This window comes from Streptomyces sp. TRM64462 (genome assembly GCF_013362995.1).
GTDB lineage: Bacteria > Actinomycetota > Actinomycetes > Streptomycetales > Streptomycetaceae > Streptomyces.
In genome coordinates, this window is the sequence record NZ_JABWDV010000246.1 from 1 (window position 1) to 11,320 (window position 11,320).

At 74.1% G+C, this 11,320-nt stretch carries 9 protein-coding genes; 5 read left to right on the plus strand and 4 right to left on the minus strand.

Annotated features, from left to right (window positions below):
• Nucleotides 1–97: 97 nt before the first annotated feature.
• Entirely contained in the window at nucleotides 98–1,360 is a 1,263-nt protein-coding gene (locus HTZ82_RS11540; protein WP_309235423.1) for a glycosyltransferase, read from the minus strand.
• Between the two features lie 22 nt (nucleotides 1,361–1,382).
• Nucleotides 1,383–1,781: an ACT domain-containing protein gene (locus tag HTZ82_RS11545; protein ID WP_175409253.1), complete on the minus strand. Its 399-nt coding sequence runs from the start codon at nucleotides 1,779–1,781 to the stop codon at nucleotides 1,383–1,385.
• A gap of 270 nt (nucleotides 1,782–2,051) precedes the next feature.
• On the opposite strand from HTZ82_RS11545, the gene aceE reads away from it, so the two are divergent.
• Both aceE and HTZ82_RS11555 read left to right on the plus strand, forming a co-directional pair.
• Complete coding sequence (aceE, locus tag HTZ82_RS11550; protein WP_175409254.1) at nucleotides 2,052–4,745, plus strand: pyruvate dehydrogenase (acetyl-transferring), homodimeric type; 2,694 nt, start codon at nucleotides 2,052–2,054, stop codon at nucleotides 4,743–4,745.
• 120 nt (nucleotides 4,746–4,865) lie between these two features.
• Entirely contained in the window at nucleotides 4,866–5,897 is a 1,032-nt protein-coding gene (locus HTZ82_RS11555) for a YafY family protein (RefSeq protein ID WP_175409255.1), read from the plus strand.
• Nucleotides 5,898–5,948: 51 nt separating this feature from the next.
• Here HTZ82_RS11555 and HTZ82_RS11560 read toward each other — a convergent pair whose 3' ends face one another.
• Nucleotides 5,949–6,911 carry an SDR family oxidoreductase gene (locus HTZ82_RS11560; RefSeq protein ID WP_175409256.1) on the minus strand — a complete coding sequence of 321 codons (963 nt, stop codon included), beginning with the start codon at nucleotides 6,909–6,911 and terminating at the stop codon, nucleotides 5,949–5,951.
• 121 nt (nucleotides 6,912–7,032) lie between these two features.
• Between HTZ82_RS11560 and HTZ82_RS11565 the strand changes: the two genes are divergently transcribed.
• Nucleotides 7,033–7,551 carry a DUF4240 domain-containing protein gene (locus HTZ82_RS11565; RefSeq protein ID WP_175409260.1) on the plus strand — a complete coding sequence of 173 codons (519 nt, stop codon included), beginning with the start codon at nucleotides 7,033–7,035 and terminating at the stop codon, nucleotides 7,549–7,551.
• Nucleotides 7,552–7,608: 57 nt separating this feature from the next.
• Here the strand turns inward: HTZ82_RS11565 and HTZ82_RS11570 are convergent, their stop codons facing one another.
• The gene (locus HTZ82_RS11570; protein WP_175409257.1) at nucleotides 7,609–8,157 is read right to left on the minus strand and encodes a GNAT family N-acetyltransferase; all 549 of its coding nucleotides are present in this window, start codon (nucleotides 8,155–8,157) and stop codon (nucleotides 7,609–7,611) included.
• Nucleotides 8,158–8,191: 34 nt separating this feature from the next.
• On the opposite strand from HTZ82_RS11570, the gene HTZ82_RS11575 reads away from it, so the two are divergent.
• Nucleotides 8,192–9,118, plus strand: coding sequence for a TIGR01777 family oxidoreductase (locus HTZ82_RS11575; protein ID WP_175409258.1), 927 nt, complete (start codon nucleotides 8,192–8,194; stop codon nucleotides 9,116–9,118).
• A gap of 700 nt (nucleotides 9,119–9,818) precedes the next feature.
• Complete coding sequence (locus HTZ82_RS11580) at nucleotides 9,819–11,105, plus strand: NAD(P)/FAD-dependent oxidoreductase (RefSeq protein ID WP_175409259.1); 1,287 nt, start codon at nucleotides 9,819–9,821, stop codon at nucleotides 11,103–11,105.
• Nucleotides 11,106–11,320 lie beyond the last annotated feature (215 nt).

The following is an 11,320-nucleotide window of genomic DNA, read 5'->3' on the forward strand; positions in this document are numbered from 1 at the left end:
GCCCCTCCGGCGTTTGAGGAGCGGGGGTTCGGGGGCAGAGCCCCCGATTCGGGAAGGGGCGGGATAGGGGAAAGACCACCGAACGCGGCCCAGCCCCTCAGCCCAGGCGCCCGACGGCCTCCACCACCTGCCCCGCGCCATCCTCCGCGGCGATGCGCCCGGCCAGGTCACGGGCCCGCGTCCGGTAGCCGGGCGTCCCGACGGCGCGGCGGATCGCCTCGGCGAGCCGCTCGGCCGTGAGCCGTCGGAAGGGCACCGGGCCGGGGCTGACGCCCAGGGCGGTCAGCCGGGCGGCCCAGAACGTCTGGTCGAGCTGGACCGGCACGGGGACGGCCGGCACCCCGGCGCGCAGGCCCGCCGCCGTCGTCCCGGCCCCCGCGGCGTGGACGAGCGCCGACATGCGCGGGAACAGCCAGTCGTGGGGGACCTCGCCGACGGTCAGGACGTCGTCCCCGCACGCCCGCAGGCCGCTCCACCCGGCCTGGACGACGCCCCGCACGCCCGCGGCCCGCAGGGCGTCCACCGCGATCCGGGACAGCCGGCCGGCGTCCGTGACGACGCTGCCGAAGCCGATGAACACAGGAGGCGGCCCCGCCTGAAGGAAGTCGGTCAGCCGCGGGTCGGGGCTCCAGCCTTCCGCACGCGCGGGCCACAGGTACCCGGCGACCTGCGCGGCGGCCGGCCAGTCCGCCGGGCGTGGCACCACGGTCGGGCTGTACGCGTAGCGCACCGGCCACGCCCCGCTCTCGCGGCGCACGGACCCGCGGTCGGCGCCCTTCGGCAGGCCGAGGTGGGTGCGCAGGTCACGGACGCCGGTGGCGTACACCCGGTCCAGCAGCGCCAGTACGGCGTGCCCGGAGGCGCGGTTGGCCCAGCGGCCCAGCGAGCGGCCGCCGCCGAACACGGCGGACGGGAAGTCGCCCGTCGGGGCCCACGGCTGCAGGTACACGCCCATGCCGGGCACGTCGAGGGCGCGGGTCACCAGGTGTCCGGGCCGGGCCAGCGAGGTCGACAGCAGCACCGCGTCCGCGCCCTGTTCCACCGCGGCCAGTACCCCGCGGCACAGCTCCGGGGCGAACTCCCGCGCCATCCGCATCAGGGAGACCATCGCCGCGGGACCGTTGCCGGCCCGGGCCAGCTCCTGACCGCCGGCCGAGGCCAGTTCGGCGCGCGGATCCACAGGCAGCGGGCGGAAGCCCAGGCCACGGGCGCGTACGAGCGTCTCGAATCCCGCGTGGGTGGCCAGCACCACCTCGTGCCCGGCTTCCCGCAGCCGTACTCCGAGCCCCGTGTAGGGCATGACGTCCCCGACCGATCCCGCTGTCACCACAAGAACACGCACGCCTGCGTGCCTCCCCACCCGTCGGCCTCCACATGCGGACTCAGGCCGAGCGGTCCGCCAGGGCCTGGAGGACGGCCACCGCCTGCTCGGCGTGCTCGTACGGTACGAAGAGGTGGTCGTGGTGGAACCCGGCCACGACGTTGCAGCTCAGGCCCGCGTCGGCGAGCTCGCGTGCGACGGCGGCGGTGAGCCCGACGGCCTCCAGCGCGGAGTGGACGCGCAGCGTGATCCAGCCGGCCACGTAGTCGTACGCCAGGCCTGCCGCGTCCGCCTCCTCCAGCCGTGCCACCACGGTCAGGCCCTCCTGCTCGGCGACCGTGACCACGGGGGTGACGCCGGAGGGCACGCCGCCCTCCACGGCGGTGAACACATAGCGGCCCGGATTCAGCTCCGGGCGCATACCGCTCAGCAGTTTCCTCAGATCCTTCTCGCCGGCCATGGTCACAAGGTTAAGCGCTCACCCTGACGCGCTCATTCTGTCGGGGGCGCGCTCATAAGCTCACCCTCACCTGCGAAAACACGGCACCGGGTGCCCTATTTCGTGGCACCCGATGCCTATTTTGGCTTCCGGCATAAGATTTTGCCGCTCCCCCTTTGATCGATCATCGATCACGGTCGTACAGTCGTCGGCGGACTTCAACAGAGGTCCTTCGCCCTGTCCTGCCAAGACCAAGGGCTCCCACCCCTTCGACTCCGGAAGGCGGCGACTATGACCGACCCCACCCGCATCCAGCCGAGCGAGCTCGACCAGCTCCCGGACCGCGACCCCGAGGAGACCGCCGAGTGGCAGGCGTCCCTGGACGCCGTCACCGCCGCGGCGGGGCCGCACCGTGCCGCGTACCTGATGCGCCGCACCCTGGAGCGGGCCGAGGGCGCCGGTCTCGCGCTGCCCAAGCTGCTGGAGACCGACTACGTCAACACCATCCCCACCGCCGCCGAGGCCGGCTACGGCTTCCAGGGCGACGAGGAGATGGAGGCCCGGATCACCGCCTGGAACCGGTGGAACGCCGCCGCCATGGTGACCCGCGGCTCCAAGTACGGCGTCGGCGGCCACATCGCCACCTTCGCCTCCGCCGCCTGGCTCTACGAGACCGGGTTCAACCACTTCTTCCAGGGCAAGGAGCGCGACGGCTCCGGCGACCAGCTCTTCATCCAGGGCCACGCCTCGCCCGGCATCTACGCCCGCGCCTTCCTCGACGGGCGGCTGACCGAGACCCACCTCGACAACTTCCGGCAGGAGTCCGGCGGCAACGGCCTGCCCTCCTACCCGCACCCGCGCCGCCTGCCCTGGCTGTGGGAGTTCCCGACCGTCTCCATGGGTCTGGGCCCGCTGTCCGCGATCTACCAGGCACGGTTCAACCGCTACCTCACCCACCGCGGCATCAAGGACGTCTCGAACTCCCACGTGTGGGCGTTCCTCGGCGACGGCGAGATGGACGAGCCCGAGTCGACGGCGGCCCTCGCGCTCGCCGCCCGCGAAGGCCTCGACAACCTGACCTTCGTCATCAACTGCAACCTCCAGCGCCTCGACGGCCCCGTCCGCGCCAACTTCAAGATCGTGCAGGAGCTGGAGGCCCAGTTCCGCGGCGCCGGCTGGAACGTCGTCAAGACCCTGTGGGGCACGGCGTGGGACGAGCTGTTCCAGCTCGACACCACCGGCGCGCTCGTGCGGCGCCTCCGCGAGGTCCCGGACGCGCAGGTGCAGACGTACCAGACCCGCGACGCCGCCTACATCCGCGAGGACTTCTTCGGGAAGGACCCCGCTCTCGTCGAGATGGCCAGGCTGCTGTCCGACGACAAGATCATCGAGTGCTTCCACTACTCGCGCGGCGGTCACGAGGCCCGCAAGGTCTTCGCCGCCTACAAGGCCGCCGTCAGCCACAAGGGCGCGCCGACCGTCATCCTCGCGCAGACCGTCAAGGGGCACACCCTCGGCAAGGGCTTCGCGTCCAAGAACGCCAACCACCAGATGAAGAAGCTGTCGGACGGCGAGTTCAAGGAGATGCGCGACCTCCTCGGCCTCCCGATCCCGGACAGCGCCTTCGACGGCGGCCAGGTGCCCTACGGCCACCCCGGCGCCGACTCCCCCGAGGTCCGCTACCTCCAGGAGCGCCGCGCCGCACTCGGCGGTCCCGCCCCGGCCCGCCGCGTCCACCCGGTCGCGCCGCTGCCCGCGCCCGCCGACAAGGCGTTCGCCGCGTTCGACAAGGGCTCCGGCTCGCAGTCGGTCGCCACGACCATGGCGTTCGTACGGCTCATCAAGGACCTCGTACGGGACAAGGAGTCCGGCAGGCGCTGGGTGCCGATCGTCCCCGACGAGGCCCGCACCTTCGGCATGGAGTCGCTGTTCCCGTCGCTCGGCATCTACTCGCCGAAGGGTCAGACGTACGAGCCGGTCGACCGCGACCAGCTCATGTACTACAAGGAAGCCAAGAACGGCCAGATCCTCAACGAGGGCATCACCGAGGCCGGTTCGATGGCGGACTTCATCGCCGCCGCCACGTCGTACGCGACACACGGCGAGACGATGATCCCGTTCTACATCTTCTACTCGATGTTCGGCTGGCAGCGGACCGCCGACCAGATGTGGCAGCTCGGCGACCAGCTCGGCCGCGGCTTCCTCGTCGGCGCCACCGCCGGGCGGACCACCCTCACCGGTGAGGGCCTCCAGCACGCCGACGGCCACTCGCCGGTGATCGCGGCGACGAACCCCGCCGCCCTGACGTACGACCCGGCGTTCGCGTACGAGGTCGCCACCATCGTCAAGGACGGTCTGCGCCGTATGTACGGCGAGGGCGCCCCGGGTGAGGACCCGAACGTCTTCTACTACCTGACCGTCTACAACGAGCCCATGCCGCAGCCCGCCAAGCCGGCCGTGGACGGGATCGACGAGGGCATCGTCAAGGGCCTGTACCGGTTCAAGGAGGGCTCGGGCGCCGAGGGCGCGCCGCGTATCCAGCTGCTGGCATCCGGCACGGCGATCCACTGGGCCCTGGAGGCGCAGCGGACGCTCGCCGACGAGTGGGGCGTGACCGCCGACGTGTGGTCCGCGACCTCGTGGACCGAGCTGCGGCGTGACGCCCTGGAGGCCGACGCGGCCCTGCTGCGCGGCGAGGAGCGCGTCCCGTACGTGCGCCAGGCCCTGGCCGACGCGCCGGGCCCGGTGCTGGCGGTCAGCGACTACATGCGCCAGGTCCCGGACCAGATCGCGCAGTGGGTCGAGCAGGACTACAGCTCGCTCGGTGCCGACGGCTTCGGCCTGTCGGACACGCGCGAGGCGGCGCGCCGCCACTTCGGTGTGGACGCGCCGTCGATCGTGGTCGCCGCGCTGGCCCAGCTCGCCCGCCGCGGCGAGGTCCCGGCCTCCGCGGTGAAGGACGCCCGGGAGCGCTACGGCCTCTGATCGCCTCGCTGTTCCGCTGTTCCGCTGTTCCGCCGTTCCCGCTGTTCCCCCTGTGCCCCCGGCCCGCCTCCCCGCGCCCGGGGGCACGGGTATGCCGGGGGGCGGGGGCATGATGGCGGCATGCGCGCTGCCCGCCTCATCAAGATGGTGCTGTTGCTCCAGTCCCGGCCGTCGATGACCGCCGCCGAGCTGGCGCGGGAGCTGGAGGTGTCGGAGCGTACGATCACGCGCGACGCGCTGGCCCTGTCGGAGGCGGGCGTCCCCGTGTACGCGGACCGGGGCCGGGCCGGCGGCTACCGGCTGGTCGGCGGGTACCGTACGCGGCTCACGGGGCTCGCGCGCAGTGAGGCGGAGGCGCTGTTCCTGTCGGGCGTGCCGGGCGCGCTGCGCGAGATGGGGCTGCACGACGCGGCGTCGGCGGCCCGCCTGAAGGTGTCGGCCGCGCTGCTGCCGTCGCTGCGGGACGCGTCGGAGACGGCGGCGCAGCGGTTCCACCTGGACGCGCCCGGCTGGTACCAGGAGCCGGAGACGCCGGAGCTGCTGCCGCTGATCGCGGAGGCGGTGTGGGGCGACCGGCTGGTCCGGGCGCTGTACCGGCGGGCCGACGCCGACGTGGAGCGCGAGCTGGCGCCGTACGGGCTCGTTCTGAAGGCGGGCGTCTGGTACCTGTGCGCGCGTGCCGGGGAGGCGTTCCGGGTGTACCGGGTCGACCGGTTCACGGCGGTGGCGCTGTGCGAGGAGCGCTTCGTACGGGACGAGGGCTTCGACCTGCCGGGGTTCTGGGAGGAGCGCGCGGCGGAGTTCGCCCGCTCCATCCTCCGTACGGAGGCGGTGGTACGGCTCTCGGAGGCGGGGGCGCGGCGGCTCCCGTACGCGACGGACCAGGCGGCGGCCCGCGAGGCCCTGGCGGCGGCCGGGCCCCCGGACCCGGCCGGGCGGGTGACGGTCACCCTGCCGGTGGAGTCCGAGGAGGTGGCGTTCAGCCAGCTCCTGGCGCTCGGCCCGGAGGCCGAGGTCCTGGAGCCGCCGTCCCTGCGCGCACGGTTCGCGGAGACGGCGGCGCGGCTGCGGGAGCTGTACTCGGGGGCTCTGCCCCCGAACCCCCGCTCCTCAATCGCCGGAGAGGCTGGTTTCAGCCCGTCCGGCGATTGAGGACGAGCTTCCCCGAGGCGCGGTCCGGGGGTCTGGGGGCGGAGCCCCCAGTCACCGGTACGCCTCCACCGGTCGGTCCTGCCCGCCGTGGACGACGTCCCGGAAGTACCCCCAGGCGTCCGGCTGCGACCCGTCGGCGTCCGTGAACCCGTACTCCTTGGCGAGCTGCCCGCTGTTGAGGGACTGACCGCTCCAGCGCGCCTTGTCGGGGTCGGCGGCGAGTGCGGCGACCGCGCGGCCCACGTAGACGGGTGACTCGGCGACCGCGAAGTGCGGCTCGCGGGCGCACGCGTCGCGCCAGTTGTCCTCCCGTACGCCGAACGCGTCGAGCATCTCCTCGGAGCGCAGGAACCCGGGCGTGAGCGCGACGGCGGTGGCGCCCTCGTCCTTCAGGTCGTGGGAGAGCGCGAAGGCCATGCGGAGGGGGGCCGTCTTGGCGAGGTCGTAGTAGAAGTTCTCGCGGAAGCGCCGGTTGTACTCGGCCGTGCCGTCCGTCATCTCCACGACCAGGCCGCCGGGGCGGCGGATCAGCAGCGGCAGCGCGATGCTGCTGGTGATGGCGTGGCTGCGGATGCCGAGGTCGAGCATGCGCAGGCCCTGCTCCAGGTCGGTGTCCCACATCTTCACGCCGAACTTCAGCAGGTGGTCGCCGCCCCAGAGGCTGTTGACGAGCGTGTCGAGGCGGCCGTGGTCGCCGTCGACGCGTGCGACGAGGGCGCGGACCTGTTCGGGCACGAGGTGGTCGGTGGGGACGGCGATGCCCTCGCCGCCCGCCGCGGTGACGCGTTCGGCGGTCTCCTCGATGGTCTCGGTGGGCCGGCCGACCTCGCTGACGTGGGTACGGGTGGTGCGCCCGGTGACGTAGACGGTGGCGCCGGCGGCACCGAGCTGGACGGCGATGGCGCGTCCCCCGCCACGGGTGGCGCCCGCGACGAGAGCGACGGTACCGGCGAGCGGACGGGCGCCGGGCTGGTACGTGTGCGGTGTGTGCGACGTGTGCTGCTTGGTCGTCATACGAGGACCGTTCCACGCAATGGCGACACCTTCTGTCCGGTATCCGTCCCGTTTCCATTCGGCTTCCGTTCCCGCCGCTCCGCGTGCGCCGCTCCCCCGCACGCCCGATGCTGGTCCCGTGATGGACGAGACGGAGTTCTGGGAGATCGTCGACACGACGCGTGAGGCCGCCGAGCGCGACCCCGACGACCATGCCGAGCTGCTCGTGGAGCGGCTGATGCAGCTCGACCCGGAATCCGTGCTGGACTTCGCCCGCCACTTCGAGGCGCGCTACAACCGGGCGTACACCTGGGACCTGTGGGCGGCCGCCGCGGTCCTGCTGGGCGGGGCGGGCGACGACGCGTTCGACTACTTCCGGTGCTGGCTGATCGGCCAGGGCCGGGAGGTGTTCGAGGGCGCGGTGCACGACGCGGAGTCGCTGGCGGAGCTGCTGGAGGACTTCGACCCGGAGCTCGACGGGGACGGTGAGGAGCTGGGGTACGCGGCGGACGAGGCGTACGAGCAGCTCACCGGGCTCGACGCGCCGGACCTGGGCGTCCCGGCACAGCCGCCCGAGCCGGAGGGCACGCCCCTGGACGTGGACGACGACCGGGCGCTCGCGGAGCGGCTGCCGCGGCTGTGGGACCGCTTCGGCGGGTGAGGCGCCGGCCGGTTGGGCGCCGGCGCGTGAGGCACTGGCGGGTGAGGCACTGGCCGGTCAGCCGAGGAGGCTCCGCCCCATGAACACGTCGTCGACGTACCGCCCGTCCAGGTGGAACTCGCCCGGCAGCACACCCTCTACGGCGAAGCCTTCGGCCTCGTACAGGCGGCGCGCGGGCGTGTTGTGGCCCAGGACACGCAGGGTCATCCGTACGGCGCCCCGGCGGCGCGCCTCGTCGCACGCGGCGCGCAGCAGCGCGCGGGCGACGCCCCGGCCGCGGACGGACTCGGCGACGACGAGGCCCTGGATCTGCCGTACGTGCGTGTTGCAGGCCAGCCGCGTGGCCATGCCGATGCGGATGTAGCCGACGGGCCGGCCGTCGCCGAGGTCGGCGACGAGGTAGTCCTCGGTGCGGTGGTCGGCGTCGAAGAACGGGTCGAACGGCGGCTGAGGGCGGGGCGTGACGGCGTGCAGCGTGGACCAGGTGGCATGGTCGAGGTGGCTGAGCACGTCGGCGTCGCCGGGGCGTGCGGGACGTATGAGAAACGGCGCGGAGGCGGAGGCCGAGGCGGAGGCGGAGCCCGGGGCTGCGGTGGAGGGGTTCATGGCCGTCACTGTGCCATGAAGGCAAGATGGGGTCATGCCTGATTTCCGCAAGGGCTCGCCGCCCTCGTCCCGTTCGCGTGTCGCCGTCACCGGCGCCGGCGGACTGATCGGTTCCGCCCTGGTGCGCTCCCTGCGGGCGGACGGCCACGAGGTCGTACGGCTCGTGCGCAGGCCGGCGCGGGGCGCCGACGAGGCGGAGTGGGACCCGAAGCGGCAGTACGTGGACGCGGCGGCCCTCGCCGGCTGCGACGCCGTCGTGCACCTCGCGGGCGCGGGCGTGGGCGACCGGCGGTGGACGGAGGCGTACAAGCGGGAGATCCGCGACAGCCGCGTGCTGGGCACGGCCGCCGTCGCGGAGGCGGTGGCGTCGCTGGACGTACCGCCGAAGGTGCTGGTGTGTGGGACGGCCCTCGGCTACTACGGGGACACCGGCACGCGCGCGGTGGACGAGTCGGCTCCGGCGGGCGAGGGCTTCCTGCCGTCGGTGTGCGTGGAGTGGGAGGAGGCCGCGGCGGCCGCCGAGGAGGCCGGCATCCGGGTCGCGTACGCCCGTACGGGCCTGGTGGTGGCGCGTGAGGGCGGCGCGTGGGGCCGCCTGTTCCCGCTGTTCCGGGCGGGTCTGGGCGGACGGCTGGGGCACGGCCGCCAGTACTGGAGTTTCATCTCCCTGCACGACGAGGTGGCGGCGCTGCGGCACATCCTCGATACGGAGTCGCTGGCGGGCCCGGTGAACCTGACGGCCCCTGAGCCGGTGACGAACCGGGAGGTGACGGCCGCGATGGGGCGCGTACTGCGCCGCCCGACGCCGTTCCCCGTACCGCGCTTCGCCCTGCGCGCGGCACTGGGCGACTTCGCCCACGACGTGCTGGGCAGCCAGCGGGTCCTGCCGGCACGACTGCTGGACTCGGGCTTCCGCTTCGCGTTCCCCACTGTCGACGAGGCGATCCGCGCGGCGACGTAGCCCCATTCCCCGGCCGCGCCCCTGCGCGCGCCGCGCCTCCCTGGTGGTGGTCCCGCAGCACCGCCGGTTCCGCTGTGGGCATGCGTTCCGCCTAGGGCGATGGGGGTGCCCCCTGTTCGAGCGAAGTCGAGAACTTGGGGGAGGGTGGGCACAGCGGAACCGGCCCCCGGGCCGCACTCCCTGTTCCCTGGCCCGCGCCCCCTGCGCGCCGCGCCTTCACCCGGTGGGTGGGTCGGGGCCGCTCCGGGGCTCACCTCCTCGGTTTGGCGGCCTTCCGTTCCGGTCCGGTTCACCATTCCGCAGCCGCCAAACGCTGCGGGGGCGACCCCTGCGCGTCCCCTCCCCGCCGTACGCGGCTGACGGCGGGTGGGGGCTGGCCGCCGCACCCCTCGCAGGGGGTGGGAAGGGCGGCGCCCGTCCTTCCGTATACCGAACGCCGTACGTCCGACCGCCCCCTGCGCGTCCCCCTCGCCCCCGGCCGCTGCTCGCGATGGGCCCGCGCGACGTGAACCTCCGCGACAGCACGCGTGTGCGACCTCCGTGCTTCGGTGACCCCCTCCGCGCGCGACTGCCCCGTGCCGTCGGGGCCCCCTACGCTCTGGAGCCGCTGGGAGCGCTCAGGCCCCGAACTCCCGCATTCCGGGGGCCGGTCCAGGGCATGAGCCACCCACGCACCGAACCGTCACCCGGGGAGGGTCACGTGCTCAGTACCGCAGATCAGCACGCGGACGTCGTCATCGTCGGAGCCGGGCTCGCGGGTCTGTCCGCGGCCCACCACCTCACCAGCGCCGGCCTCGCGGTGCGGGTCCTGGAGGCCGCTCCACAGGTCGGCGGGCGGATGGCCACCGACCACGTCGACGGGTTCCGCCTGGACCGGATCGGGCAGCTCCTCAACACCTCGTACCCGGAGCTGCACCGCGTCCCCGGGGCCGACGCCGGGGCACTGCGGCGGTTCCAGCCCGGCGTCCTCGTACACAGCGGCGGCCGGCTGCACCGGACCGGCGAGGTGCGGGGCGGTGCGCGGTCGGCGCTGACCCGGGCGCGGGCCCTGGCGAGCGCGCCGCGCCCCCTGGACCAGGCCCGGCTGGGCGCCTCGCTGGCCCGCCTCGCGGGCACCCCCACGGAGCGGCTCCTGGCCCGGCGGGAGCGGCCGGCGCTGGAGGCGCTGATGGCGCGGGGCCTGCCGCCGCGCACGGTCGGAACGTTCCTGCGCCCGCTGCTCTCGGCGCTGCTGAGCGACCCGGACCTGACCACGTCCAGCCGCTGCGCCGACCTGGCGCTGCGCGGCTTCGCGCGGGGCCGGCTGTGCGTCCCGGCGGGCGGCGCTTCTACCCTGCCCGAGCGGATGGCAGCCGCACTGCCACCGGGGACGGTGCGGACGGGCGTACGGGTCAAGGACGCGTCGATCAGCCGGGTCCTGACGGCGGAGCACGGCGAGTTCACGTGCCGCTCACTGGTGGTGGCGACCGGCGCGCGGGCGGCGGCGGACCTCCTCCCGGGCCTCCGGGTCCCGGACTTCCACCCGGTGACGGTGCTTCACCATGCCGCGCCGGAAGCTCCATTGGCGGCGCCCGCCCTGGTGCTGGACGCGGACCGGTCGGGTCCGGTGTCGCACACGGCGGTGATGAGCGAGGTGGACCCGTCCCGGGCCCCGCGCGGCAGGGCGCTGATCACCTCCACGGTCCTGGGCCCGCCGCCGGACGACGTGAACCGCAGGGTGATCCGCCATCTGGCGTCCCTGTACGGCACGAGCACAGCCGACTGGACCCTGCTGGCGGTACGCCACGACCCGGAGGCGGTCCCGGCCATGCCGCCCCCGCACGACCTGCTGCGGCCGGTACGCCTGCTGGCGGGCCTGTACGTGTGCGGTGACCACCGCGACATGAGCACCCCCCAGGGCGCGCTCCACTCCGGCCACCGCGCCGCCCAGGCCATCCTCCGCGACCTGGGCATTCCCCCGGCCCACCGCCTGGAAGCGGCAGCCTGATCCCCCGGAGCCCGGCCAGCGGGTGCGCCCGCGTCGCGCAGCACACGGGGGCTGCGCGGTGACCGCTCACCCGCCGGAGGGGGGGCCGGTGCCTGGCGGGCCGGGGGGGTGTGCCGGGCGGCACGAGGGCGGCCGGATCGGACGGGAGGGGCCGGTCCGGAAGCCGGGCGCAGGCTCGGCCACCGAGGGGCGGGGGCGCGGGGGGGGGCGAGGTG